The organism is Dyella sp. AtDHG13 (genome assembly GCF_003201105.1).
Lineage (GTDB): Bacteria > Pseudomonadota > Gammaproteobacteria > Xanthomonadales > Rhodanobacteraceae > Dyella > Dyella jiangningensis_B.
In genome coordinates, this window is the sequence record NZ_QICJ01000009.1 from 170,849 (window position 1) to 196,246 (window position 25,398).

The following is a 25,398-nucleotide window of genomic DNA, read 5'->3' on the forward strand; positions in this document are numbered from 1 at the left end:
AAGGCTAAACGGATAAATGATTAGGCAGATTCAACCACGATGCACGGTTCCACGCGCACCGGAAAGTTCACGGAATTGGCAATGAAGCAGGCATGATGCGCGGGGTCGTGCGCCGCCTCGGCCTTGGCGGGGTCGCTGTCAGCGCTGATGGTGACCACCGGATGCAGCACCACTTCGGTGAAGCGGCCGCCATGCACGGTGGTTTCCATGCTGCCTTCGGCGCTGTCGACGTAGGCCGTCACCACCACGCCCGCCAGCACCGCCTGGTGCAGGTACGACAGCATGTGGCAGGTGGATAGCGCCGTCACCAGCATGTCCTCCGGGTTGTGCTTGCTGGCGTCGCCACGAAACATCGGGTCGGAGGAACCCTCCAGCATCGGCTTGCCGGCGATGCGTATCTCGTGCCCGCGGCCATAACCCTGGTAGGTCCGGGTGCCGCTGCCCTGGTTGCCTGTCCAGGTGACGTCGACCTTGTAGTGGTGCTGATGCGTATGGCTCACGACCTGTCCCTTTCTTCCTGTGACATGAGTTCGGCCAGTGCCGCGTCGCCGCGGCCGGCACGCTCGCCCAGCCCGGCAACGACACCCGCGCGATTCGCGTCGGGATGGTTCTGGCTCAGCTTGAACTTGCCTTCGATGCGGTCGATGGAAATCTCCAGGCCCACGATGGCCCGCAGCAGCTTTTCGATGTGGTCTTCCGGCGCATCCGACACGCGCCACGTCTCCGGCTGGCCGGCTTCGTGGCGAGCGGTCAGGCGCTCCAGCAACTGGCGCAGCCACGCGGCATCGCTGACCGTGCGCAGGCGGCCATGCACGTGCACCACGGCGTAGTTCCAGGTGGGCACTTCGCGATGGGTTTCCCGCTTGCTCGGGTACCAGTTCGGGCTCACGTAGCCATCCGGCCCGCGGAAGATCACCAGCACCTCGGCGCCATCGAGCCGCGACAGTTCATTGCCGCAGGCCACGTGGCCATGGAGTTTCCCGTCGACCAGTTCCAGCGGCAGGTGATTGGCCGCAAGGCCGCCCTGCCCGCCCGTCACCACGGTGGCAAACGGATACGCGCGCATCAGCGCGTGCAGCTTCTCGCCATCAGCGACCCGGAAGTGCGTGGGCTGATACATGTTCAGCGCTGGCCGATCAGCGAAGCCATCACCGCCTTCTGCACGTGCAGGCGGTTTTCGGCCTCGTCGATGGCGATGCAGGCCGGCGAATCCATCACCGCATCGGTGGCCTTCACGTTGCGGCGCAAGGGCAGGCAGTGGCTGAAGAGGCCGTTGTTGGTCAGCGCCATCTTCGCCTCGTCCACGATGAAATGCTTGTTGGCCTCGCGGATCGGCTTTTCCTGCTCCCAGCGGCCGAAGAACGGCAGCGCGCCCCAACTCTTGGCGTACACGACGTCGGCGCCGCGATAAGCCTCCTCGATGTCATGGCTGACCTTGAGCGAACCGCCGTTTTCCTTGGCGTTCTGGTAGCCGAACGCCATGTAGCGCTCGTCCAGCACGTAGTCGGGCGTGGGACACAGCAGGGTCACGTCCATGCCCATCTTGGTGGCGATGAGCAGGGCCGAGTTGGCGACGGCGGTGTTGAGCGGCTTGGGGTGGTACGTCCAGGTGAGCACGTACTTCTTGTTCTGCAGGTTGCCCAGGTGTTCCTTCAGCGCCAGCGCGTGCGCCAGCTCCTGGCAGGGATGGGTGATGGTTTCCATGTTGATCACCGGCACCGTGGCGTACTTGGCGAACGCCTTGATGACGTTGTCCTCGCGGTCCACCGCCCAATCCTGGAATTTCGGGAAGGCGCGCACGGCGATCAGGTCCACGTAGCGCGACAGCACGCGCGCCACTTCGGCGATGTGCTCCTCGGTGTCGCCGTCCATCACGGTGCCAACCTCGAACTCGATCGGCCATGCGTCCTTGCCCGGCGCCAGCACGATGGCGTGGCCGCCCAGGTGGAAGGCGCCCAGCTCGAAGCTGGTGCGCGTGCGCATGGACGGGTTGAAGAACATCAGCGCCACCGACTTGCCGGCCAGCTGCTGGCCGCGCGGGGAACGCTTGAAGGCCGCGGCCTGCTCGAGCAGCGCATCGATCTCGGCGCGGCTGTAGTCCTGGGTGGTCAGAAAGTGGCGGAGCGTCATGGTGGAAGTTGCCCTTGTCGAAAGTCGAATCCCGGAAACAAAAAAACCCGGCTGCAGGCCGGGTTTTGTCGTCGATGCACGTTAAACGCGTGCGACAGCCTACCCGGCCAATTGGCGGAGCAGCGGTCGGCGAGCACGCGACGTCATCCCAGCGGCCATGCGGGCGCTAGTGAGGACAGTGGCGGTATAGACGGCTGCGGACATGGACGTTCCGGTAGGTTGAACTCGCATCATGACGGGATTTTCGCTGCCGTGCAACAACAAGGTCCTGCGACGGCCGCCCGGACAGCACATCGCCGCCCGGAGGCGGCGATGGCGGGTGAATCTCAGTCGGCGGGAGAAACGCTCACCCGCACCCGCAGGCGCTCGCCGGGGTCGTAATTGAGGCGGGATAGGTACACCTCGCCCCGGTAACGATATTCCACGTCGTAGCCCATGATGCGGCGCTGCTCACTCACCGCGCTGACCTGGCGGCAATGGGTTTCGGTGGTCTCGTACTCGCCGCCGCCCGACTGCGTGGCGCTGTTGCCCACCGCGCCGCCGGCCACGGCGCCGGCCACGGTCGCGGCGGTGCGGCCGTTGCCACGGCCCACGGTGCTGCCCAGCACGCCGCCCACCACGGCACCGAGGATGGTGCCGGCGGCCGAGCCCTGGCTGGGGGTTTGGTGCACGACCTGCTGGTCATAGCATTCCTGGCGCGGCACTTCGGTACGCGCCACGCCATACACGGGATCGACGCGCAGCACATCCGCCCATCCATAGTGGGTGTTGTCGTCGTTGTTTTGCTGATTCTGGTACCGCGCATCCTGCGCAAACACGCCGGTGGTCACCAAGGACAGCACCAGCGCGGGGAACAACCACTTGGTCATTGCGACCTCCGCTAGGAGCAACTCAAGGCGCATCTCTGCACCTCATAGCCCATTCCAGCAAATTCACTCTGAATCGACGCTTAGAACCTGTCCTCAAGCTGGGCGATCTGGTGCCGTTGTTCATCCATCTGGCTGCGTTCCGGCCGGCAACGGGCAAAACGCCAGCGAGCCAGCGGAGCGCCCGGCGGCTTGTTAAGATGCGCGACTGGCCTGCGCCGCCCGGCGCCGCTATCCACCGCCCGGACCACCCGACCGATGCCGATTTCGCTCCATAACAGCCTGACGCGCCGCGTAGAACCGTTCACCCCGCAGGACCCCGAGCGGGTCACCATGTACCTGTGCGGGCCGACCGTCTACAACTACGTGCACATCGGCAATGCCCGCGGCCCGGTGGTGTTCGACGTGCTGGCCAAGCTGCTGCGCCGCCACTATCCGAACGTGGTCTACGCCCGCAACATCACCGACGTCGACGACAAGATCAACGCGGCGGCCAAGGAACGGGGCGTGGGCATCGAAAGCATCACCACGCGCTACGCGCAGGCCTATCGCGAGGACATGGCCACGCTGGGCATCGCGCCGCCGGACGTGGAACCGCACGCCACCGACCATATCCCCCAGATCATCGCCATGATCGAGCGCCTGATCGCCGGCGGCCACGCGTATGCCGCGGAGGGCCACGTGCTGTTCGAGGTGGACTCCTTCCCGGCCTATGGCGCCCTGTCCGGCCGCGACCCGGAAGAGCTCCTGGCCGGCGCCCGCGTCGAAGTGGCGCCCTACAAGAAGAGTCCCGGCGACTTCGTGCTGTGGAAGCCTTCCACGCCCGACCTGCCGGGCTGGGACAGCCCCTGGGGCCGCGGCCGCCCAGGCTGGCACATCGAGTGCTCGGCCATGAGCGAAGCGCATCTGGGCGAAACCATCGACATCCACGCCGGTGGCGTCGACCTGCAGTTCCCGCATCACGAGAATGAGATCGCCCAGTCCACCTGCGCCCACGGCGGCAAGGTGTTTGCCCGCTTCTGGCTGCACAACGGCATGCTGACCTTCAGCGGCCGCAAGATGTCCAAGTCGCTGGGCAACGTGATGCTGGTGCACGAGCTGCTGAAGGAGCATCCGCCCGAAGCCCTGCGCCTGCTGCTGCTGCGCGGCCACTACCGCCAGCCGCTGGACTGGTCCGAGGGCGCCATCGCGCAGTCGATCAGCACCCTCGACGGCTGGTATCGCGTGCTGCGCGATCTGGCCGATATCGAGGTGGATACGACCCGCCTGCCGGTTCCCGCGTCCGTGGAAGCGGCCCTGTGCGACGATCTCAACACGCCACAGGCCCTGGCCGAACTGTCGCAACTGGCCGATGCCGCGCGCCAGGCGAGCACGCTGGAAGCGCAGCGCGAAGCCAAGGCCGCCCTGCTCGGCGCCGGCGCCGTGCTCGGCCTGCTGCAGCAGGATCCGGAAGCCTGGTTCAAGCAGGCCGGTGGCGCAGCAGAAGTCGACGAAGCGCGTATCGAGGCGTTGCTCGAAGAGCGCCGCGCCGCGCGGGCGGCCAAGGATTTCAAGCGCGCCGATGCCATTCGCGAAGAACTCACCGCGATGGGCATCGCCATCGAGGATGGCGCCCAGGGCACGCGCTGGAGTGTGGTGAAGGGGTGATTGCCTTCGCCCGTACGGCGACGGACTCATCCAGTCATGAGGCCATCTCCCTGACGGGAGATGGCTCAAAAAGCGGCGCATGGCCAAACGCGCGATAATGGGGCCATGAATGCCATCGCCACTTCCAGCGCCGAGCAGGCGCAGCAAGACATCGTCGACGAATTTGCCTTCTTTGGAGACTGGACCGAGCGCTACCAGTACCTGATCGACCTGGGCAAGCAGCTGCCGGATTTTCCGGAAGACCTGAAGATCGAGGATTACCGCGTGCACGGCTGCCAGTCCATGGTGTGGCTGGTGCCGACCGGCGATGCCGACAAGCTGCATTTTCAGGCGACCAGCGACTCCGCCATCGTGTCGGGCCTGATCGCCCTGGTGCTGCGCGTGTATTCGGATCGTTCCGCCCGCGACATCGTCGCCACCGAGCCGCGCTTCATCGAAGCGATCGGCCTGGCGAAGCACCTCTCGCCCACGCGCTCGAACGGCCTTGCCGCCATGCTGGCGAAGATCAAGGCCTATGCCGCGGCCACGCTGAAGGCCTGAACCCAGCCCTCACCAAAACAAAGCCCCGCACAGCGGGGCTTTGTTTCATGCGGCAGGCGAAGGATGCGTCCGCTCAGTCGCCCATCTGCTTCTGCAGATGCTCGCGACGTTCCTGCGCGTCCAGCGACAAGGTGGCGATCGGGCGGGCGTCGAGACGCTCCAGGCCGATTTCCTCGTCGGTCTCTTCGCAGTAGCCGTAGCGACCTTCTTCGATGCGGCGCAGGGCCTTGTCGATCTTGGAGATCAGCTTGCGGTAGCGATCGCGCGTGCGCAGTTCCAGCGAGTTTTCAGTCTCGCGGGTGGCGCGCTCGGCTTCGTCGCCCACGTCGCGCACTTCGTCACGCAGGTTCTCCATGGTCTGGCGCGACTCTTCCACCAACTGCTCGCGCCATTCGCGCAGCTTGTTGCGGAAGTAGGCCAGATGCTTGGGGTTCATGTACTCCTCGTCGTTCGAGGGGCGGTAACCCTTGGGCAGATCGATCAGCGTCGTGGAGGGCAGCGCGTAGCGGCCGTCTTCACGGGTGATGCCATTGTCGAGAGTTGCAGATTTGTTCATCGAGGACTGCTGGGCTTTCTGAGTTTTGATGGGGGTGTGGCGAGCGGTCGCGCTGGCCACCTTGCCCGTGAAGGGCGAAGTGACCGGCTTGGCCGGCTCGGCATGGGAGACCGGGGTGGCCTTGGCCGGTGCCGGCGCCGCAGCGGGCTGCTTGGCGGGCGCGGGGCTGGCTACGGGCTTGGCGGGTGCTGCCTTGGCCGCTTTCACCGGTGTCGGAGCCGGTTTCGCCGGCTTGGCCACCGCCTTGGGCGGCTGCTTCTTGGCGGGCGCCGCAACCTTCTTGGCGACCGGTTTCTCGGTTTTCTTGGCAACCACCGGCTTCTTGGCCGGGGCGGCCTTCTTGGCTACGGGCTTGGGCGCCGCCTTCTTGGCGACGCTCTTGGCCGGAGCCTTGGCGACGGCCTTCTTGGCAGCAGGCTTCTTGGCGGCGGCAACCTTCTTCACCGGCGCCTTCTTCGCGGCCGGTTTCTTGGCGGCGGCAGCCTTGGTGGGCGCCGCACTACGCCCGGCGGCAACCTTCTTGCCGGCCTTGAGGTCTTTCACCTTGCCGGCAGGCTTTCCCTTCTGCGGCTTGGTGGCTGTCGCACTACGCGTCGTTTTCGCCATATCCCTTCACCATTTTGGCCTTGGCGGCCGGGTGTTATAGCCCATGCGGCTTACACCGGCAACCTCGCTTCTGGAATACTTGCGCCACTACATGCCGCAAGCTGTTTCGGCAGCGTCAAACCGTCGTGACCCGACTGATACTTCTATTGCTCGGCTTCTACAAGCGCTGGCTAAGCCCCCTGCTGGGTCAGCGCTGCCGTTTCCACCCCAGCTGTTCCGATTATGCACGGATTGCCGTCGTGCGCTTTGGTCCACTTAGGGGTGGCGCGCTCGCCGGCTGGCGCCTGCTGCGCTGCCAGCCGCTGTGCGAGGGCGGAGACGACCCCGTGCCCGAGCACTTCACCTTTCGCCGTTGTCGCACCCCAGGAGAAACCCATGTCCACTGAGTGGCTGATCAAGAACGCCGAGCTGGTCAACGAAGGCCGCCGCTTCCACGCCGACGTGCGCGTGAAGCAGGGCCGCATCGATGCCATCGCCGGCGACCTGGATGCGCGTCCCGGCGAGCAGGTGATCGACGCCAGCGGCCTGTGGCTGTTCCCGGGCATGATCGACGACCAGGTGCACTTCCGTGAGCCCGGCCTGACACAGAAGGCCGACATCGCGCACGAGTCGCGTGCCTGCGCTGCCGGCGGCATCACCAGCTTCATGGAGATGCCCAACACCAAGCCCCCCGCGCTGGACCGCGAAACGCTGGAAGCCAAGTACGCGCGCGGCGCGGAAGTCTCCGCGGTGAACTACGCCTTCTACATGGGCGCCAGCAACGACAACCTCGAAGCCATCAAGAGCCTGGACCCGCTCGCCGCGCCGGGCATCAAGGTGTTCATGGGCGCCTCCACCGGCAACATGCTGGTGGACAACCCCGAGGTGCTGGACGGCATTTTCAAGTACGCGCCCACGCCGATCATCACGCACTGCGAAGACACGCCGATGATCGACGCTAACCTCGCCAAGGCGCACGAGAAGTACGGCGACGACATCCCGGCCCGCGAGCATCCGCTGATCCGCTCGCGCGAGGCCTGCATCAAGTCCACGCGCCTGGCGATCGAACTGGCGCGGCGCCACAACACCCGCCTGCACGTGCTGCACATTTCCACCGCCGACGAGCTGGCCCTGTTCGAGCCGGGCCCGATCAAGGGCAAGCGCATCACTGCGGAAACCTGCGTGCACTTCCTGCATTTCGATGACCGCGACTACGAGCGCCTGGGCTTCCTGATCAAGTGCAACCCGGCGATCAAGACCGCCGCCGACCGCGAGGCGATCATCCAGGCGCTGGCCGAAGGCCGCCTGGACGTGCTGGCCACCGACCATGCGCCGCACCTGCTCGAAGAGAAGGGCCAGCTGTACGACAAGGCGCCCAGCGGCCTGCCCCTGGTGCAATACGCATTGCAGGCGGCGCTGCAGCGCGTGTTCGAGGGCAAGCTGACGCTGGAGCGCGTGGTGGAAGCCGTGACGCATGCGCCGGCCACGCTGTTCGACGTGAAGGAGCGCGGCTTCCTGCGCGAAGGCTATGCCGCCGACCTGGTGCTGGTCGATCCGAACAAGCCGCACACGGTGCGCCGCGAGGAAGTGCTCTCCAAGTGCGCGTGGTCGCCGTTCGAGGGCTACACCTTCAACAGTTCGATCGCCGCCACCTTCGTGAACGGCCAGCGCGTGTGGGATGGCAAGAACGTCGACCAGTCCGTGCGTGGCCAGCGCCTGGCGTTCGATCGATGAGGTGGATGCAACGGGCGAGCGCCCTGCTCGCCCTTGGCGTGGCCGCCATGCCCCTGGCAGCGGCCACGCTGCCGGCCAGCCTGTCGCAGGGCGGACTGGTGACCGCCACCGTGGCGGCGGGATCCTCCGCCACCGTGAACGGCAAGAGCGTGCGCGTCGGCACCGACGGCATGCTGGTGTTCGGCGCGGGCCGCGATGAAAAAGGCCCCATCGTCGTCGTCATCACCACGCCCGATGGCCGCCGCGAAACCTCGCGCCTGGCGGTGACGCCACGCGCGTGGCCGGTGGAACGCGTCAACGGCGTGCCGGCAAAGACGGTGAATCCGCCACCCGACATCGCGGCGCGCATCCAGCGCGAACAGGCGGAGGTGGCCGCCGCGCGCAAGCGCGACGACGATCGCGAAGGCTTCGCGCACGGCTTCATCTGGCCGGTAACGGGGCGCATCAGCGGACGTTTCGGCAGCCAGCGCATCTTCAACGGCACGCCGAAATCACCGCATCCGGGCATGGATATCGCCGTGCCGCAGGGCACGCCGGTCAAGGCGCCGGCCGATGGCATCGTCACGTTCGCCAAGCCCGATCTCTACCTCACCGGCGGCACCGTGCTGATCGATCACGGCTTCGGGCTGAGTTCCAATTTCCTGCACCTGTCGCGGCTGGACGTAAAGGTCGGCCAGGTGGTGCATCAGGGCGAGGTGATCGGCGCAGCGGGCATGACCGGTCGCGCGACCGGCCCGCACGTGCACTGGGGCATCAACTGGTTCGAAGTGCGGCTCGATCCGCTGCTGCTGCCGGGCATCGCCGGCACCGCGCCGCACTGAGCCGGCTTACGGCACGGCCTTGAGGGTGATGCTCACCGGGCCGTTCTCGCCGGAACGTCCAAGCACGCTGGTGCGCGTGTCATTGATGGCGAGCAGCTTGTCGCCCTGCTGAAGGCGCACGTTGATGGCGAAATCCACGCCGTCGCGCAGATCGGCGGGGTCGTAGCTGAGCATGAAATCCACCGGCGATGCACCGACCGGCTGGATGCGCTCTTCCGCCACCGTACGCGCGGCGACGTCCAGGCGACTGACGTCGGCCAGCGTCACGATCAGCACGGCATCGGACGGCACCGCTTGCGGAAGGGTGTAGCGCACGTCGCCCACCAGCGTCCTCATCAAGGCCTGGTGCACCGGCGCCGCGGGCGCGCTGGTCGTCGGCTGAGGTGCCGCTTCCTTGTGATGGAACGGAAGCCACGAGCAGGCGGACAGCGCGAGCACGGTGACGGCCAGCAAGCGAAAGCGGAAGGGCATGCGGATCTCCAGACGATGAAAGCCCGGCAACGGGCTTTCATCATGCTAACAGGGCGGGAATCGAACCAGGCCTCAGGCGCAGCCCTTGCCGGCGTATCCGCCTTCCACGCCCTTGCTGGCGTAGGCGACGGCGTCGTGCGGATGCAGGCTTTCCTGGTGCTCCACGCGAATGTGGAAGTCGCTCAGCGCCTTGTCGGCATCGAGCGCCTTCTGGATGCGGCGGGCCGCATCCTCGCAGAACATCAGGTTGCCGCCATTGGCGAGCGCGAAGGCCTGTTCGTCCTCGCGCTTCACCGCAGTCTGCACTGGCGTGCCCAGGGCTCGCTCGGTGACGTCGATCAGGTCGATCAGGTTGAACGCCGCGCCCGCCGCCGGACGCACGCGCAGGCGCGCCACGCTGCGCTGGGCATGCGGCGTGGCCACGATGCCCTTTTCGCTGCCCAGCCACGCCAGCACGGCGGCGTGATCGAGCGGCTTGCCGGCCTCGAAGTCCTTGGCGAACTGATCCTGGATCAACTGGCGCGACAGCGCCGCCGACGCGGGACAGGTCGACGAATAGACGATCTCGGTGCCGAACTCCAAGAGGAATTCATCACCGACCATGCTGGCCTCGATGGTGACCGGATACGAACGCCAGCCGCTGTTGGCGCTGCGCAGCGCGGGGCGCCGCACCAGATGCTCGAAGCGGATGCTCAGGCAGGCGCGGTCGGAAAGATCCTTGTGCGATTCCAGAAAACCGCGCAGCAAGCCTTGCAAGGTGTCCGCACTCAGCGTCTGCGTGCTCAGCGCCTGCTCGACCTGAAGATAGAGGCGCGACATGTGGATGCCGCGCTTGTCCGGGCGGCGCAGATTGACGAAGGCGCCCACGCGCGCACTGGCGCGCTGCACGTCGCCATCGCCGGCATCGAACCGCACCGGCACCTCGATGCCGTCCATGCCCACCCAATCCAGCTCGCCGACGAGATGCGGCTGGGCGTGGACTGCCACGTCGGGCAGCAGGCGGGCGGTGTTTTCCTCGGTATACATGGGTGAATCCTGTGTGTCCGGCCGGGTCTTGGCGTCCGGGAGACCACAATCTTGGGGCACGAAAGCGGCCTCGCAATAGTGGCGCCCGGGAAACGCTGCGTCCCTGCCCTTGCTCAGTCGACCTGACGACGCCAGGCGCGCGCAGCCTGCCAGGCCTGCCAGACCACGCCCGGCCCTTGCCGCCCCTGCCCCTTGCGAAGCACGTCGAGGGGATCCGCGGCCTTGCGTGCCTTGGCCACCAGCGCCTTGCCCAGGCGCGATTCCAGGCCACGAAAAGCGCTCAGGGGACCGGGCAGGCGTTCGGATTCGCGCCATGCCTGGTACAGATCTTCCAGCTGGGCACGAATCGCCTCGTTGCGCGCGGCGCTGGCCTCGCGCAATTCACTGCGGCTGAGGCCGAACTTGGCGAGCCGCGACATCGGCAGCGCCAGGCGATCGCGATCGGCGTCTTCTTCCAGGCGCAGCAGCGAATAAAGCAGGTGCGAGAGCGTCGCCACGCGCGCGGCGCGTTCGCTGGATGCCTTGTCGCCGAACCACCATGCGGTTTCCAACTCGGCGATGGCGCCGTGCAGCAGTGAACCGGCGGCGAGCTGCGCCTGGAAATCCGCCGCGGTGCCCTCTTCCAGCTGGCCCATGGCGGCCAGCACGGGAGCGACCCAACGCTCGGCCGTCATGGCGTGCGCGCGATCGTCATCGAACAGCACGTGGGTCAATGGATGGCGTCCACCGCTGGCCGCAGCGCCCGACAATTCTTCCGCCCACCAGTTGAGCTTGCTGGCCGCCACGTGCGGCTCGCGAATCCCATAGGCGGCGCCCAGCCACTCCTGCTCCAGCGCCGCGAGGGCGATGTGTCCGGGATAGGCGTTCTGGTCGACGAAAGCCAACGCAATGCGCTGCTGCGGCTGCACGGCCAGCCATTTGTCGATGTAGCTCTGCAGCGCGGCGTCGCTCATGCCGCCACCTTGATGCGGCCGGTGAGGTCGGAGGGATGATCCACCACCAGGTCGGCATTCCACTGCAGCGGATCGCCGCCATCCAAATAACCCCAGCGCACCGCGACGGTGTACATGCCCGCGGCGGCGCCGGCCATCACGTCGCGCCGGTCATCGCCGACGAACAGGCAGCGCGAAGGATCGAGCCCCGCGCGCTCGCACGCCAGCAGCACCGGCGCGGGGTCGGGCTTCTTCACCGGCAGCGTGTCGCCCGACACCACCGCGGCGGCGCGCGGCGTCCAGCCGATACGCACCAGCAGCTCGTCGGTCAGGAAGCCCGGCTTGTTGGTGACGACGCCCCAGGCAATGCCCTGCGATTCCAGCGACGCGAGCAGCTCGTCCACGCCATCGAACGGACGCGTGTGCTCGGCCATCACCGCGTGGTAAATCTCCAGATAGCGCGGCACCAGCGCCATCAGCGCGTCATCGTCGAGATCGGGAAACGCGCAGCGCAGGATGGCGCGCGAGCCGCGCGACACCACTTCGCGGACCATCGCATACGGCGGCACCGCCACCTGCATTTCCTCGCACTGCGTCTTCAGCGCGGCGTAGAGATCGGGTGCGCTGTCGAGCAAGGTGCCGTCGAGATCGAACAGCACGCCCTGGATGTTTTCCGGAAACGGCTTCATGCGGGCTTGCGTGCGCTGATCAGGTAATTCACGGCCGTGATGCGGCTCAGCCATGCCTTGCGGTTGAGCGGGTTGTAACCGAGGCCGGACACGTCGTCGATTTCCAGCCCGGCGTGGCGCATCAGTCGCCCCAGCTCCGACGGCTTGAGGAATTGCGCGTAGTGATGCGTGCCGCGCGGCAGCATGCGCATGATGTATTCCGCGCCGAGGATCGCGGCGCCGAACGCGGCCGGCGTGCGGTTGAGCGTGGACATCACCACCACGCCGCCCGGCTTCACCATGCGGGCGAGATCGCCCACCAGCGCGGCGGGGTCGGGTACGTGCTCGATCAGTTCCATGCAGCACACGGCGTCGAAACTTTCCGGCTCGGCGGCGGCCAGCTCGGTCGACGACTGCACGCGGTAGTCGATGTCGAGGCTCGGGTTTTCCAGCCGCGACTCGTGCATGTGCAGGCGCGCGATCTCGATCACCTTCTCGCCCAGGTCGATGCCGGTGACGCGCGCGCCCGCCTTGGCCAGCGCTTCGCTGAGCAGGCCGCCGCCGCAGCCGACGTCGGCCACGCGCGCGCCGCGCAGGTTCACGCGATCGGCCACGTACGAGGCGCGGACGGGATTGAGATCATGCAGCGGACGGGATTCGCCATCCGGATCCCACCAGCGCGCGGCGAGCTTGCCGAAGCGCGCGATTTCCTCGGGGCTGACATTGGTTGCGGCTTGCATGGAAAGCGTCCTTCGGAACCTGCGCGCAGCTTAGCGCGCGTTCCATTCGTAGACCGTGATGTCCCAGCCGCCACTGGTGTGGGCCGGGTCCTGATGCGCGATGGCGAGGGCTTCGCTCATGTCGTTCGCAAGCATGAGATAGGCGCCGCCCGACTGGTCACTGAAGCCTCCGGCCATTTCCAGCCGTCCGCCCGCACGCAACCCTTCGAGGAAGTCCTTGTGCGGCTGCACGATGGCCGGATCGAAGTTCGGGCGACGCATGGCCATGACGAGATAACGGTTCATGGGATTCCCTCAGCCTGCATCGATGGCCGCGATGCGTTCGCGCCATGCGTGTGTCTTCGCCAGCACGGCGTCCGTGTCGATGTCGGTCAGCACGCGCCCAGCCAGCTTGCGCACGCCGTTGATCCACACGTCGGTGACCTGATGGCGACCGGTGGCGTAGGCCAGCTGCGAGGCGATGTGGAACAGCGGCTGCGTTTCCAGGTCGGACAGGCGCACGGCGGCAAGATCCGCCTGCTTGCCGGGCTCGATGGAGCCGATGCGGTCTTCCAGCCCCATGGCGCGTGCGCCATTGAGCGTGGCAGCGCGCAGTGCATAAGCCGCATCGAATGCTGCCGCATCGCCGGCGACGGCCTTGGCCAACAGGGCCGCGGTGCGCATTTCGCCGAACATGTCCAGATCGTTGTTGGATGCGCAGCCGTCCGTGCCGATGGCGACGTTCACGCCGGCCTTGCGCAGCTTTTCCGCCGGGCAGAAGCCGGAGGCGAGCTTGAGGTTGGATTCCGGGCAATGCACCACGGACACGCCGGCTTCCGCGCAGGCGGCGATTTCCGCGTCGGTGAGCTGCGTCATGTGCACGGCGATCAGGCGGTCGTTGACCAGGCCAAGCTTTTGCAGGCGCTGGAAGGGACGCAGGCCGGTCTTGGCCTTCTCCTCCTCCACTTCATGCGCGGTTTCATGCGTGTGCAGGTGCACCTGGATATCGAGCTGGTCGGCCAGCACGCGGATGCGCTCGAAGCTTTCGTCCGACACGGTGTACGGCGCATGCGGCGCGAAGGAGGTGCTCACCAGCGCGTCGCCGAGGAAGCTGTCGTGCACTTCGATGGCGCGCTCGAAGTATTCGTCCTGCGTCTTCGCCCATGCGGTGGGGAACTCGATCACGGGCAGGCCGACCACGGCGCGGAAACCCATGCGGCGGTAGGTGGCGCCAATGACGTCCGGGAAGAAGTAGTTCTCGTTGGCGCAGGTGGTGCCGCCGCGGATCATCTCGGCCACCGCCAGCTCGACGCCGTCGCGCACGAACTCCGGCCCGATCACCTGGCCTTCCACCGGCCAGATGTGCTTCTGCAGCCACACCATCAGCGGCAGGTCGTCGGCCAGGCCGCGCAGCAGCGTCATCGGGTTGTGCGTGTGCGTGTTGACCAGGCCAGGGATGAGCACGTGCTCGCCCAGCTCCACGCGCTCGCGCGGCGCATAGGCGGCGCGCGCGTCGGCCTGGGGCAGCAAGGCCACGATGGCGCCCTTGTCGACCGCCACGGCGTGATGCTCGAGCACGACAGCGTGCGGCTCCACCGGAACGACCCAGCGCGCTTCGATCAGCAGGTCGATGGTTTGCGGGGCGTTCTGGCTCATCCGTTGGCTCGCTTTTGTGAGGTTGGATACGACATGGGGCGGATCACCTTGCGGTGGCCGCCCCATGGTTGCCTGACTTCATGACGCTTCAGGCATCGTCGCTCCCGCCAAGGCGGGAGTTTCACCCGTCATTCCGGCGAAAGCCCGAATCCAGTGACTTTGTTTTGGAGTGTGCGAAGCAAGAAGCAGTGTGCTTCGCACAGCGTATTTCACTGGATCCATGCCCTTGCCCCCTTTTCGGGGTACGCAGGGATGACAAATCGGCAAGCCGCGCGCAAGCGCGCGGGCCGATTCGTCACTTGCCGACGCGGCTGACGTATTCGCCCGTGCGGGTGTCGACCTTGATCACTTCGTCGGTGCTGACGAACAGCGGCACGCGCACCACGGCGCCCGTTTCCAGCGTGGCCGGCTTGCCGCCGCCGCCCGAGGTGTCGCCACGCAGGCCCGGATCGGTCTCGGTGATCTTCAGTTCCACGAAGTTCGGCGCCTGCACGGCGATGATCTCGCCATTGAACAGCGTGACCACGCACTCTTCCTCGCCCTTCAGCCACTTGGCGGCATCGCCCACGCCCGTCTTGCTGGCCTGGTGCTGCTCGAAGCTTTCCTGGTGCATGAAGTGCCAGAACTCGCCATCGGAGTAGAGGTACTGCATGTCGGTATCGACCACGTCGGCGACTTCGAAGCTGTCGCTGGACTTCATGGTCTGCTCGGTGGTGCGGCCGTTCTTCAGGTTGCGGATGAAGATGCGGGTGAACGCCTGACCCTTGCCGGGCTTGATGAAGTCGGCGTCGGTAATGACCCACGGGTCATTGTTGTGAAGGATCTTCATACCCTTCTTGACGTCGTTGAGACCGGCGGTGGCCATGTGCTGCACTCCAGGTGTGATGCCGCGGGGAGGCGGCTAGAATAGGGTTTTCGCCGGGCCAGGGGCCCGATTCAAGACCCACTATGATAACCGCAAGCCACGCCGCCCGCCTATCTCCGCCAGGACCCGACTGGCGCGCGCTCTGGCGCGAGGCCGTGACCGACCCGCGCGAGCTGCTGGAATTGGTGGGCCTGGGCCACCTGGGCGACCGCCTGCCCAAGGACGATGCCGGCTTCGCCGTGCGGGTGCCGCGGGGCTTCGTGGCCCGCATGCGCCCAGGCGACGCCAACGACCCCCTGCTCCTGCAGGCCCTGCCGCAGCTGGCCGAACTGGACGTGGTCCAGGGCTTCGGCACCGACGCCGTGGGGGACATGGCCGCCCGCTCCGCCCAGGGCGTGCTGCACAAGTACGACGGACGCGCCCTGCTGATCGCCAGCGGCAGCTGCGCCATCAACTGCCGGTACTGCTTCCGCCGCCATTTCCCCTATGGCGACGAAATGGCCGCCGCGGGCCAATGGCGCAAGGCGCTGGAGCATGTCCGCCAGGACGCATCCATCAGCGAGCTGATTCTCTCCGGCGGCGACCCGCTGTCGCTGGCCACGAGCAAGCTGGAAGAGCTGACCCGCGGCCTGGCCGAGATTCCCCACGTCACCCGCCTGCGCATCCACACGCGCCTGCCGGTGGTGCTGCCCGAACGCATCGACGACGCCTTCGTGCGCTGGCTGGCCGACCTTCCGCTGCAGAAGGTGGTGGTGCTGCACGCCAACCACGCCAACGAGTTCGACGCCACCGTGGACGCGGCGTGCGCCCGCCTGCGCGATGCGGGAGCCACCCTGCTGAACCAGTCCGTCCTCCTGCGCGGCATCAACGACGATGCCGATATCTTGGCCGCGCTGTCCGAGCGACTGTTCGCCGCCGGCGTACTGCCCTACTACCTGCACCAGCTCGACCGCGTGCAGGGCGCGGCGCATTTCGAGGTGGACGACGCGCGCGCGCTGTCCCTGGTCGAAGCGGTCCGCCATCGGCTGCCCGGGTATCTCGTGCCGAAGCTGGTGCGCGAGGTCGGCGGCGAGCCGTCCAAGCGGCCGGTGTAACAGAGACACAGTACAGTTGTGGGTTCCGTCACTACCGGAATATTTCTGCTGGCAGTGACCGGCGTAATCCGTTAAAACCCACGGATGGCCCGCCCTCCTGTCATGTCAGGCAAGCAGCGGCGCACAACGGAATAGCTCGGCGAGCCCATGAAAACTGACCAGGTCATCAAGATCCTTTTCATCGAGAAGTCAGTCGAAGACGCGGAACAGATCATCAGCCTGCTGCGCAACAGCGGCATCGCCGTCCGACCGGCGCGCGCCACCAGCGCCGAACAGATCACGGCCGCCCTTGATGAACTCGGCCCCGACATCGTCCTGTTCGACCCTTCCGTCGGCACGCTGGAACTGCGCGAGGTGTCGCGCATGCTCGATGCGCACGGTCGCGACCTGTCGCTGATCGCGCTCGTCGGCCAGGTGGACAACGCCGCCATCACCGAGCTTTTCGTCAACGGCGCGCGCAGCGTCGCACTGCGGCCGCAGCCCAAGCAGCTGATGGCCGTCATCCAGCGCGAGTTCGACGCGCTCAACATGCGTCGCCAGGTGCGCCGCCTGGAAGCGGCGCTGCGCGAGTCGGAGCGCCGCTGCGACGCGCTGCTCGACTCCTCCACCGACGCCATCGCCTATGTGCATGAAGGCATGCACGTGCGCGCCAACCAGGCCTACCTCGATACCTTCGGCTACACGGATTTCGACGACCTGCTGGGCCTGCCCCTGCTGGACATGATCAGCCCCAACGATGCCGAGGAACTCAAGGGCATCCTCAAGGGCCTATCCAAGGGCGAAAAGCCCTCCGGCGTGATCGAGCTGCAGGCCCGCCGCGCCGATGCCAGCACCTTCAAGGCAAGCGTGGAGTTCGCGCACGCCATGTTCGAGGGCGAGCCCTGCCTGCAGGTGGTGTTCCGCCGGCAGATGATCGACACCAGCGTGATCGAACAACTGCAGCGCGATCCCGTCACCGGCCTGTTCAACCGCGCGCGCATGCTCGAGTGCGTCGACGAAGCCGTCGCCGCGGCCGCGCAAGGCATCAAGGGGCAGTCCCTGCTGCTGATCGAGCCCGACGGCTGGCAGAACATCGTCGCCGGCGTCGGCCTCGCCAAGGCGGATGAACTGCTGGCCGCCTTCGCCAACCGCGTGGAAGGCCAGCTCACCGCCCACGACACCGCCGGCCTGCTGGCCGAGCACACCATCGGCGTACTGCTGCACACCCGCAACGACGAAGGCATCAAGCAGTGGATCGCGGGACTGCAGCAGGCCATCGCCGGCGGCATCTTCGACCTTGGCACGCGCTCCATCACCATCACCGCGAGCATCGGCGGCAGCCTGCTCGGCGAGCGCAACGCCAACACCGAACTCCTGCTCAACCAGGCCAGCCAGGCACTGCGCAACGCGCAAAGCCAGGGCGGCAACCGCAGCGACCTGCATGATCCGGCGGCCCGCGAGAAAGCGGACGAAGAGCGCGAGCGCTACTGGCTGGGCGTGCTCAAGCAGGCGCTCACGCAGAACGATTTCGTGCTCTATCACCAGCAGACCATCAGCCTGCAGGATGCCGAGGGCGAGTTCTCCGAAATCCTGCTTCGCCTCAACGGCCCGCAGGGCGAGGTGCTTCCGGGCTTCTTCATGCCCATCGCCGAGAAGCACAACCTCACCCCCGCCATCGACCGCTGGGTGCTGAACCAGGCGATCGAGCACCTGCGTGCGCGCGACCGCATGGGTTCGCCCACCACCTTCTTCGTCAAGCTCACCGCCGGCTCGCTGGAAGACAAGGACCTGCTGCCCTGGCTGGGCGAACGCCTGCGCCAGGCGTCGCTCAAGCACGGCCAGCTGGTGCTGGAAATGACCGAGAGCAAGGTGGTGACCTCCCTGCGCCCGGCGCAGGAGTTCGTGCAGGCCTGGCAGAAGCTGGGCGGCCAGTTCGCCCTCGAACAGTTCGGCTCGGGCCTCAATTCGTTCCAGTTGCTCAACCACATCGGCGCCGACTACCTGAAGATCGACCGCAGCTACATGGCCGACCTGCCGCAACAGGCGGAGAGCCAGAAAAAGGTGGCTGAGATCTGCCGACAGGCGCGCGAGCTGAAGAAACAGACCATTGCCGAGTGGGTGGAAGACGCGGCGAGCACGTCGCTGTTGTTCGCCTGCGGCGTGGACTTCGTGCAGGGTAATTTCCTGCAGGAGCCGCAGCGGTTGGCGTGATGGGTGCCGCCCTGGCATCGGACGACACCGCTGAATGTCGAGCCACGTGCAACACGCCTCTGTTTTTGTGTTTTGCTCCCTCTCCCCTGCGGGGCGAGGGGCGGGTGCTCGCCTTACCGCTTCGTTCTTTAGTCGTCATCCCGGCGCAGGCCGGAGGCGCTTTTCAACAGCCGAAGGGCTGGTCATCCAGTGACTTTGCGTTTGGCTGTCGCGCAGCGGGCTCTTGCAGCCTTGCCTCGCCGCTTCATTCTTTAGCCCGTCATTCCTGCGAAAGCAGGAATCCAGTGACTTTGCTTTTGGTTGTCGCATGGCGGTGATTCGCCTCCTCGTACGTTCCCGCGACCTTGCCGCCTACGCGGCGGGCGTTTCGATCGTCTGCCGACGCTCGAGTCACTTTTCTTTTGCTGGCCCAAAAGAAAAGTAACCCAAAGAAAATGGCCTTTAGAGCCAACGCCCGCAGCATTCCGCTGGGATAAGCCCGAACGGTTGAGGTGCGTTGTGGCTTGGCAACCTTCGCCGCTACACAGCGGGTAGTTCGGTGCGTTTCGCAACGCGCCGGGGCGGAGAGGGCTTAAAGCAGCGTGCGCTACGCTTTCCGATCGCTGTGGCTAGGTAAGGGGGGACGCTACGCTTCCCGACCGTTTTGGAGAACTCGCCACCTTGTGGCAAGCCATCCCTATAGCGCGGTACTCCATCTCGGAAACACGGCACTCCGATACGACACCTCATTCCTGCTCTTAGCAGCCTGTTCAAATCTCGCGTGTATGCACATTTCGCCTCACCGTCATCCCGCGAAAGCGGGAGGCGCTTCATCAACAGCCGAATGGCTGGTCATCCAGCGACTTTACGCGCTGCGAGACGGCTTAAAGGCACTGGATCCCCGCTTTCGCGGGGATGACGGTGAGGGAATGGAGCTGCTTCGGAGACTTTGAACAGCTTCCAAGGCAGGCGCGCCGCGCCTGCCACGACGCGATGTGCCGCGCCGCGGCACGAGCCGTCGGCTCTAGCTCTTGATCTTCCGGGTCCCCGTATGAGGCGGCGGACGGGTGGAGGAATAGCCCGTAGGGTGGCCGGCACGGATGCCGGCCAGTTTGTCGTCAGGGCAGGATGCCCTGTCGACAAACCCCGCAACCCGTCCGCGGACCTATCGGGCTTGCCCGATAGGCGCCTCATCCGGGGGGCCCTTCTCTTTGGTTACTTTCTCTTGGGCAAGCAAGAGAAAGTGACCCGGACCGCGGCAGCGGTTCGGAACGCCCGCCGCGTAGGCGGCCAGGTCGCGGCAGCGCTGGTAAAGAGCCGATCAACCTCTACGCGACAACCGACCACTACCGAAACTGGATCCCGGCCTGCGCCGGGATGACGGCCAAAGCGGATGGCGGCTAAAGGATGAAACCGTGAGGCGAGCACCCACCCCTCACCCCAGCCCTCTCCCCGACGGGGAGAGGGAGAAAAACCGGGGCACATGCGCAAAAGAAAACCCCGCGGATCGCTCCGCGGGGTTTCCATCAAACCAATAAAAGGCGACCGAATTACTCGGCAGCAGCAGCCTTCTTGGCAGCCTTGGCGGCGGAGACGGCAGCGACGTCTTCCTTGATGCGGGCAGCCTTGCCTTCCAGGTTGCGCAGGTAGTACAGCTTGGCGCCACGCACCTTACCCTTGCGCTTCACTTCCAGCGAGTCGATGGCCGGGCTGTGAGCCTGGAACACGCGCTCCACGCCGGTGCCGTGCGAGATCTTGCGCACGGTGAAGGCCGAATGCAGGCCGCGGCTGCGCTTGGCGATGACGACACCTTCGAACGCCTGGACGCGCTCGCGGTTACCTTCCTTCACCTTCACGTTGACCACCACGGTGTCACCAGGGCCGAATTCCGGCAGCTGGCGGGTGATCTGCTCGGCTTCGAACTGTTCGATGATCTTGTTCATGGCAACACCTGTCTAATTTCTGCGCCCTCAATGGGCCGTATCGTCGTGCCGCGTCTGCTGAGCATGCTCGCGGCGGAATTCATCCAACAGCGCACGGGATTCTGCATCCAGCGCGCGCTGCGCCAAAAGGTCGGGACGCCGCAACCAGGTCCGTCCCAGCGATTGCTTCAGGCGCCAGCGGCGGATGGCCGCGTGGTCGCCGGAGAGCAGTACGTCCGGCACGTCGCCCAGTGCGTCATGCACCGGTTTCGCATAGTGCGGGCAATCCAGCAGTCCGTCCGAGAACGAATCCTGCTGCGCGGACTGCGCGTCGTTCAACGCACCGTCCTGCAAGCGGCCCACGGCATCGATGATCACTGCCGCGCCCAGCTCGCCGCCGGACAACACATAATCGCCGATGGAGAGCTCCTCGTCGACCTCGTGCGCCAGCAAACGCTCGTCCACACCTTCGTAACGCCCACAGAGCAAGGCGATGCGCGGCAGTTTCGCCAACGCTTCCACCCTGCCCTGCGTCAGCCTCGCACCTTGCGGGCTGAGATAAACCACATGCACCGGTTCCGGTGCCGCCTCGCGCACGGCCTTGAGGGCGTCGCGCAAAGGCTGGATCAGCATCACCATCCCGGGGCCGCCGCCGCAGGTGCGGCCGTCCACGGTACGGTAATTGTCGGTGGCGAAATCGCGCGGGTTCCAGGTTTCCACCTGAAGCAGTTCACGCTGTTGCGCCCGTCCGACCACGCCGACCGAAGCACACTGGCGCATGAAGTCGGGAAACAGCGTGACGACATCGATGCGCATAGATCCTCAAACCTGTTTGGCAGCGCTGGCCGCGCTCAGAATTCAGGATCCCAGTCCACCACCATGCGCCCGCCGGACAAGTCCACCGAACGCACGAAAGATCCCTGGATGAAAGGAATCAGCCGCTCGCGCGTGCCGTCCTTCACCACCACGACGTCGTTGGCGCCGGTCGCGAACAGGTGACTGACCCGACCCAGTGCCACGCCTTCCGTGGTGACGACCTCAAGACCCTCGAGGTCGACCCAGTAATACTCGTCCTTGCCGGGAGGAGGCAGCAGCTCACGGGCGACGTAGATGTCCTGCCCGATCAACGCTGCTGCGGCATCGCGGTCATCCACTCCTGGGAACTGGGCGATGAGCCCCTTGCCCTGCGGACGACCCTTGACTCCCGCGACCTCCTTTTCCACACCCGGCGCCGAAGTCAGCAGCCAGGGTTGGTAAGTGAAGATCTTCGTGCGGGGCTCGGTCCAGGATTCGATCTTGAGCCAGCCCTGCACGCCGTACAGCCCGACGATGCGTCCCACCAGGACGCGCCGACCGGCTGCCGTCATGCTCAGGCAGCCTGCTGCTTGCCGGCTTCCTTGACCAGGGCGGCGACCTTGTCGCTCAGCTGCGCACCCTTGCCAACCCACTCCTGCACGCGGGCGACGTTCAGCTCAAGGCGCTTGTCCTTGCCCGAAGCGACCGGGTTGTAGAAACCCACGTTCTCGATGCTGCGGCCGTCGCGCTTGTTGCGCTGGTCGGTGACAACGATGTGGTAGAACGGACGGCCCTTGGCGCCGCCGCGCGAAAGACGAATCTTGACCATAAATAAAAGCTCCAGAGTTGCCGGGATGCCGGCAGCACGCACGCAGCGGTGCGCGGTGAACGCGGCATTTTAATGAATTCTGAGGAAAAAGGAAGAGCTTGAGGGCAAATTCGGCCAGAAAACCCGGCCGGGCCGTTCAGCCTCAGCGCATCGGGGGAAAGCCGCCGCCCATGCCGCCCATGCCCTTCATGGCGCCGCGCATCTGGCGCAGCAGGCCCTTGGTGCCGCCCTTGGACAGCTTGGACATCATCTTTTCCATCTGCATGTACTGCTTCAGCAGGCGGTTGACGTCCGCCGGCTGCACGCCGGAACCGCGCGCCACGCGGGCGCGGCGCGAGCCATTGAGCAGGTCCGGATGGCGGCGTTCCTTCTTGGTCATCGACTGGATGATGGCGACCATGCGCTTGATCTCGCCGTCGTTGACCTTGGATTTGACGTTTTCGGGCAGCGCCGACACGCCCGGCAGCTTGTCCATCAGGCCGGCCAGGCCGCCCATGTTGCTCATCTGCTCGAGCTGGTCGCGCATGTCGTTGAGATCGAAGCGCTTGCCCTTGATGACCTTCTCGGCGAGCTTCTGCGCCTTCTCCTGGTCGACCTTGCGCTCCACTTCCTCGACCAGCGACAACACGTCGCCCATGCCGAGGATGCGTTGCGCGACGCGGTCCGGGTGGAACGGCTCCAGCGCATCGGTCTTTTCGCCCGCGCCGAGGAACTTGATCGGACGGCCGGTGACGTAGCGCACCGAAAGCGCGGCACCGCCGCGTGCATCGCCGTCGGTCTTGGTGAGCACCACGCCGGTGAGCGGCAGCGCCTCGGCGAAGGCCTTGGCGGTGTTGGCCGCGTCCTGACCGGTCATGGAGTCGACCACGAACAGGGTTTCGATCGGGGTGATCGCGGCGTGCAGCGCCTTGATCTCCGCCATCATCGCCTCGTCCACGTGCAGGCGACCGGCGGTGTCGACCAGCAACACGTCAATCACTTCGCGGCGTGCAGCGGCAATGGCGTTCCTGGCGATGTCGACCGGGTTCTGGCCCGCCTCGGACGGGAAGAACTTCACGCCCACCTGTTCGGCCAGCGTGCGCAGCTGCTCGATGGCGGCCGGACGGTACACGTCACAGCTGACCACCATCACCTTCTTCTTTTTGCGCTCGGTGAGGAAGCGCGCGAGCTTGGCGACGGTGGTGGTCTTGCCGGCGCCCTGCAGGCCGGCCATCAGCACCACGGCGGGCGGCTGCTGCGCCAGGTTGAGCTCGGTGTTGGCGGTGCCCATCAGGGCGGTCAGCTCGTCGCTCACCACCTTCACCAGCGCCTGGCCCGGCGACAGGCTCTTGAGCACTTCCTGGCCCACCGCGCGGACCTTCACGCGCTCGATCAGCGCCTGCACCACCGGCAGGGCCACGTCGGCCTCCAGCAGGGCAATGCGCACTTCGCGCAGCGATTCGCGGATGTTTTCCTCGGTCAGGCGACCACGGCCGCGCAGGCGGTTGACGGTGGCGGAGAGGCGTTGGCTGAGGGATTCGAACATGGCTGGTGCCGGCAGGCGGAAAGACGTCGATTATAGCCGGGGTTGTGGGGCCGGGTCTCGGGGCCTTCAACCGGGCGCGCGGAACGGCGGCCCGTGGCGCTCAGCGTGACGCATCCGGCACCGCGTCGACGCACCCCTCCCGCCACTTACGACCCTATGCCACACTCGCCCGCTATGGCCGCCATCGTCCTCTTCGCCCTGCTCGCCATCGTGCTTTACCTCACCGCCGCGACGGCCCTGGCCCGGCCGCTGCTGAGTGGCGGGCAGCCGTTGAACCGTTCCGCGCTGCTGCTGGCGGGCGCGGCCGTGGTGATTCATGCGGGCACGCTGCTGAGCGCGCATCGCGGTTCGCTGGACCTGCATTTCTTCTCCGCGTTGTCGCTGGTCGCCTGCGTGGTGTCCGCGCTCACGCTGGTGGTGAACATCTGGCGCCCGGTGGCGGCGCTCGGCGTCATCGTGTTTCCGCTCACCGCGCTGCTGCTGGCGCTGGATACGTTCGCCGCGCCGGTGACGGTGCCGCTGGCGCTGGAGTGGCAGATCAAGCTGCACGTGATCGTGGCGCTGGTTGCCTTCAGCGTGCTGTCCATCGCCGCCGTGCTGGCCATTCTGCTGGCCGTGCAGGAACGCGCGCTGCGCCATCGCCAGTTCGGGCCTTGGCTGCGCGCGCTGCCGCCGCTGACGCTCACCGAGACGCTGATGTTCCGGCTGATCGGCGCGGGCTTCCTGCTGCTCACGCTCACCTTGCTCACCGGCATCCTGTTCGTGGACAACCTGTTCGGCCAGCACCTGATCCACAAGACGGTGCTGTCCATCATCGCGTGGCTGGTCTTCGGCACCCTGCTCTATGGCCGCTGGCGGCATGGCTGGCGCGGCCGCAGCGCCGTGAACCTCACCTTGATCGGCATGGGTGTATTGCTGCTGGCCTTCTTCGGCACCAAGGCGGTGCTGGAGCTCATACTCCACCGCACTCCGTGAGCACCTTATGAGCGCGCCCGGCCAGTTCGTCCTGACACTTTCCTGTCCTGACCGGGCTGGCATCGTGGCGGCGGTGTCGAACCACCTGGCCGCACAAGGCGGCAACATCATCGAGGCGCAGCAGTTCGGCGATGCGGAGACGGGCCGCTTCTTCATGCGCCTGGTGTTCGAGGACACGGAACGCAGCCTCTCCGCGCTGTCCTCGGCATTCGATGCGTTCGCCAGGCAGTTCGCCATGCAGTGGGCGCTGCGCGACCGCCACCAGCGGCGGCGTGTGATGCTGCTGGTGTCGAAGTTCGACCATTGCCTGGCGGACATCCTTTACCGCTGGCGCATCGGCGAATTGCCGATGGACATCGCCGGCATCGTCGCCAACCATCCGCGCGACACGTATCGACACCTCGACCTGGACGGCATTGCGTTCCACCACCTGCCGGTGGACCGCGACAGCCGCGACGGGCAAGAAGCCGCGCTGTGGCAGCTGATCGAGCAGTCGGGCACCGACCTGGTGGTGCTCGCGCGCTACATGCAGATCCTGTCGAATGATCTGGCGCGCAAGCTGGCGGGGCACTGCATCAACATCCATCACTCGTTCCTGCCGGGCTTCAAGGGCGCGCGCCCGTATCACCAGGCGCACCGCCGGGGCGTGAAGCTGATCGGCGCCACGGCGCACTTCGTGACGGCCGAGCTGGACGAAGGCCCGATCATCGAGCAGGACATCGAACGGGTCACGCACGCCGACACGCCGGACGACCTGATCCGCATCGGCCGCGACATCGAGCGCCGCGTGCTGGCACGCACCCTGCGCCTTTACCTCGACGACCGTGTCCTACTCAACGGCGCGAAAACCGTCGTCTTCCATTCCTGACGGAG

27 protein-coding genes are annotated in these 25,398 nt (G+C 66.2%); 9 read left to right on the forward strand and 18 right to left on the reverse strand.

The features are described from left to right. Positions 1 to 20: 20 nt before the first annotated feature. The 4 genes from BDW41_RS15790 to BDW41_RS15805 all read right to left on the reverse strand — a co-directional run bounded on the left by BDW41_RS15790 (position 21) and on the right by BDW41_RS15805 (position 2,999). On the reverse strand, positions 21 to 500 hold the full coding sequence (locus tag BDW41_RS15790) for an OsmC family protein (protein ID WP_074550007.1): 480 nt from the start codon (positions 498 to 500) through the stop codon (positions 21 to 23). Beyond that, on the reverse strand, positions 497 to 1,120 hold the full coding sequence (locus BDW41_RS15795; RefSeq protein WP_074550009.1) for an FMN-binding negative transcriptional regulator: 624 nt from the start codon (positions 1,118 to 1,120) through the stop codon (positions 497 to 499). Before BDW41_RS15795 ends, BDW41_RS15790 begins: the two co-directional genes overlap by 4 nt. Positions 1,121 to 1,122: 2 nt before the next feature. Then, the gene (locus BDW41_RS15800) at positions 1,123 to 2,130 is read right to left on the reverse strand and encodes an N-acetylornithine carbamoyltransferase (RefSeq protein ID WP_074550012.1); all 1,008 of its coding nucleotides are present in this window, start codon (positions 2,128 to 2,130) and stop codon (positions 1,123 to 1,125) included. Between the two features lie 326 nt (positions 2,131 to 2,456). Then, on the reverse strand, positions 2,457 to 2,999 hold the full coding sequence (locus BDW41_RS15805; RefSeq protein ID WP_074550016.1) for a glycine zipper 2TM domain-containing protein: 543 nt from the start codon (positions 2,997 to 2,999) through the stop codon (positions 2,457 to 2,459). Between the two features lie 255 nt (positions 3,000 to 3,254). Here BDW41_RS15805 and cysS point away from each other — a divergent pair, with 255 nt between their 5' ends. Together cysS and BDW41_RS15815 are read left to right on the forward strand one after the other, a co-directional pair. Then, positions 3,255 to 4,643, forward strand: a complete 1,389-nt coding sequence (gene cysS / locus BDW41_RS15810) for a cysteine--tRNA ligase (protein WP_074550018.1) — start codon at positions 3,255 to 3,257, stop codon at positions 4,641 to 4,643. A 105-nt stretch (positions 4,644 to 4,748) separates the two neighbouring features. Next, entirely contained in the window at positions 4,749 to 5,183 is a 435-nt protein-coding gene (locus tag BDW41_RS15815; protein ID WP_074550020.1) for a SufE family protein, read from the forward strand. Positions 5,184 to 5,256: 73 nt separating this feature from the next. On the opposite strand, the gene dksA is transcribed toward BDW41_RS15815, so the two are convergent. After that, positions 5,257 to 6,345, reverse strand: a complete 1,089-nt coding sequence (gene dksA / locus BDW41_RS23755; protein ID WP_074550022.1) for an RNA polymerase-binding protein DksA — start codon at positions 6,343 to 6,345, stop codon at positions 5,257 to 5,259. A 125-nt stretch (positions 6,346 to 6,470) separates the two neighbouring features. Here dksA and yidD point away from each other — a divergent pair, with 125 nt between their 5' ends. The 3 genes from yidD to BDW41_RS15835 are packed head-to-tail and all read left to right on the forward strand — an operon-like array spanning position 6,471 to position 8,879. After that, positions 6,471 to 6,731, forward strand: a complete 261-nt coding sequence (gene yidD, locus BDW41_RS15825) for a membrane protein insertion efficiency factor YidD (RefSeq protein ID WP_074550024.1) — start codon at positions 6,471 to 6,473, stop codon at positions 6,729 to 6,731. Next, positions 6,721 to 8,058 carry a dihydroorotase gene (locus BDW41_RS15830; protein WP_074550026.1) on the forward strand — a complete coding sequence of 446 codons (1,338 nt, stop codon included), beginning with the start codon at positions 6,721 to 6,723 and terminating at the stop codon, positions 8,056 to 8,058. Before yidD ends, BDW41_RS15830 begins: the two co-directional genes overlap by 11 nt. 47 nt (positions 8,059 to 8,105) lie before the next feature. Beyond that, entirely contained in the window at positions 8,106 to 8,879 is a 774-nt protein-coding gene (locus BDW41_RS15835; protein WP_233496900.1) for a M23 family metallopeptidase, read from the forward strand. Positions 8,880 to 8,885: 6 nt separating this feature from the next. Here the strand turns inward: BDW41_RS15835 and BDW41_RS15840 are convergent, their stop codons facing one another. From BDW41_RS15840 to efp, 8 genes are all read right to left on the reverse strand, one after another. Continuing rightward, positions 8,886 to 9,350: a YbaY family lipoprotein gene (locus BDW41_RS15840; RefSeq protein WP_074550030.1), complete on the reverse strand. Its 465-nt coding sequence runs from the start codon at positions 9,348 to 9,350 to the stop codon at positions 8,886 to 8,888. A gap of 72 nt (positions 9,351 to 9,422) precedes the next feature. Then, complete coding sequence (gene folE2 / locus BDW41_RS15845) at positions 9,423 to 10,376, reverse strand: GTP cyclohydrolase FolE2 (RefSeq protein WP_074550032.1); 954 nt, start codon at positions 10,374 to 10,376, stop codon at positions 9,423 to 9,425. 113 nt (positions 10,377 to 10,489) lie between these two features. Further along, positions 10,490 to 11,329 (reverse strand): squalene/phytoene synthase family protein, encoded by an 840-nt coding sequence (locus BDW41_RS15850; RefSeq protein ID WP_074550034.1) that lies wholly within the window; start codon positions 11,327 to 11,329, stop codon positions 10,490 to 10,492. Next, on the reverse strand, positions 11,326 to 11,997 hold the full coding sequence (gene gph, locus BDW41_RS15855; protein ID WP_074550036.1) for a phosphoglycolate phosphatase: 672 nt from the start codon (positions 11,995 to 11,997) through the stop codon (positions 11,326 to 11,328). The genes BDW41_RS15850 and gph overlap by 4 nt, the downstream gene beginning before the upstream one ends. Beyond that, positions 11,994 to 12,716: a bifunctional 2-polyprenyl-6-hydroxyphenol methylase/3-demethylubiquinol 3-O-methyltransferase UbiG gene (gene ubiG / locus BDW41_RS15860; protein ID WP_074550038.1), complete on the reverse strand. Its 723-nt coding sequence runs from the start codon at positions 12,714 to 12,716 to the stop codon at positions 11,994 to 11,996. The genes gph and ubiG overlap by 4 nt, the downstream gene beginning before the upstream one ends. 30 nt (positions 12,717 to 12,746) lie before the next feature. Continuing rightward, positions 12,747 to 13,001 (reverse strand): YciI family protein, encoded by a 255-nt coding sequence (locus BDW41_RS15865; protein ID WP_074550040.1) that lies wholly within the window; start codon positions 12,999 to 13,001, stop codon positions 12,747 to 12,749. A gap of 9 nt (positions 13,002 to 13,010) precedes the next feature. Beyond that, positions 13,011 to 14,351 (reverse strand): TRZ/ATZ family hydrolase, encoded by a 1,341-nt coding sequence (locus BDW41_RS15870; protein ID WP_074550042.1) that lies wholly within the window; start codon positions 14,349 to 14,351, stop codon positions 13,011 to 13,013. A 295-nt stretch (positions 14,352 to 14,646) separates the two neighbouring features. Continuing rightward, positions 14,647 to 15,216 (reverse strand): elongation factor P, encoded by a 570-nt coding sequence (efp, locus tag BDW41_RS15875; protein ID WP_074550044.1) that lies wholly within the window; start codon positions 15,214 to 15,216, stop codon positions 14,647 to 14,649. Between the two features lie 83 nt (positions 15,217 to 15,299). Here efp and epmB point away from each other — a divergent pair, with 83 nt between their 5' ends. Together epmB and BDW41_RS15885 are read left to right on the forward strand one after the other, a co-directional pair. Further along, a complete protein-coding gene (gene epmB / locus BDW41_RS15880) occupies positions 15,300 to 16,310 on the forward strand; it encodes an EF-P beta-lysylation protein EpmB (protein ID WP_074550046.1) in 1,011 nt (336 codons plus the stop codon). A gap of 147 nt (positions 16,311 to 16,457) precedes the next feature. Next, positions 16,458 to 18,500 (forward strand): EAL domain-containing protein, encoded by a 2,043-nt coding sequence (locus BDW41_RS15885; RefSeq protein ID WP_074550048.1) that lies wholly within the window; start codon positions 16,458 to 16,460, stop codon positions 18,498 to 18,500. Positions 18,501 to 20,029: 1,529 nt separating this feature from the next. On the opposite strand, the gene rplS is transcribed toward BDW41_RS15885, so the two are convergent. The 5 genes from rplS to ffh form a co-directional block, all read right to left on the reverse strand. Continuing rightward, positions 20,030 to 20,422 (reverse strand): 50S ribosomal protein L19, encoded by a 393-nt coding sequence (gene rplS, locus BDW41_RS15890; protein ID WP_074552164.1) that lies wholly within the window; start codon positions 20,420 to 20,422, stop codon positions 20,030 to 20,032. Positions 20,423 to 20,449: 27 nt separating this feature from the next. Next, a complete protein-coding gene (trmD, locus tag BDW41_RS15895) occupies positions 20,450 to 21,217 on the reverse strand; it encodes a tRNA (guanosine(37)-N1)-methyltransferase TrmD (protein ID WP_074552165.1) in 768 nt (255 codons plus the stop codon). Between the two features lie 35 nt (positions 21,218 to 21,252). Beyond that, positions 21,253 to 21,768 carry a ribosome maturation factor RimM gene (gene rimM, locus BDW41_RS15900; protein ID WP_074552166.1) on the reverse strand — a complete coding sequence of 172 codons (516 nt, stop codon included), beginning with the start codon at positions 21,766 to 21,768 and terminating at the stop codon, positions 21,253 to 21,255. 2 nt (positions 21,769 to 21,770) lie between these two features. Continuing rightward, positions 21,771 to 22,025, reverse strand: coding sequence for a 30S ribosomal protein S16 (rpsP, locus tag BDW41_RS15905; RefSeq protein ID WP_074552167.1), 255 nt, complete (start codon positions 22,023 to 22,025; stop codon positions 21,771 to 21,773). A gap of 142 nt (positions 22,026 to 22,167) precedes the next feature. Beyond that, positions 22,168 to 23,550: a signal recognition particle protein gene (gene ffh, locus BDW41_RS15910; RefSeq protein ID WP_074552168.1), complete on the reverse strand. Its 1,383-nt coding sequence runs from the start codon at positions 23,548 to 23,550 to the stop codon at positions 22,168 to 22,170. Positions 23,551 to 23,724: 174 nt separating this feature from the next. On the opposite strand from ffh, the gene ccsA reads away from it, so the two are divergent. Together ccsA and purU are read left to right on the forward strand one after the other, a co-directional pair. Beyond that, positions 23,725 to 24,525 (forward strand): cytochrome c biogenesis protein CcsA, encoded by an 801-nt coding sequence (gene ccsA, locus BDW41_RS15915; RefSeq protein ID WP_074552169.1) that lies wholly within the window; start codon positions 23,725 to 23,727, stop codon positions 24,523 to 24,525. Between the two features lie 7 nt (positions 24,526 to 24,532). Further along, positions 24,533 to 25,393, forward strand: coding sequence for a formyltetrahydrofolate deformylase (gene purU, locus BDW41_RS15920; protein WP_074552170.1), 861 nt, complete (start codon positions 24,533 to 24,535; stop codon positions 25,391 to 25,393). The last annotated feature ends 5 nt before the right edge of the window (positions 25,394 to 25,398 follow it).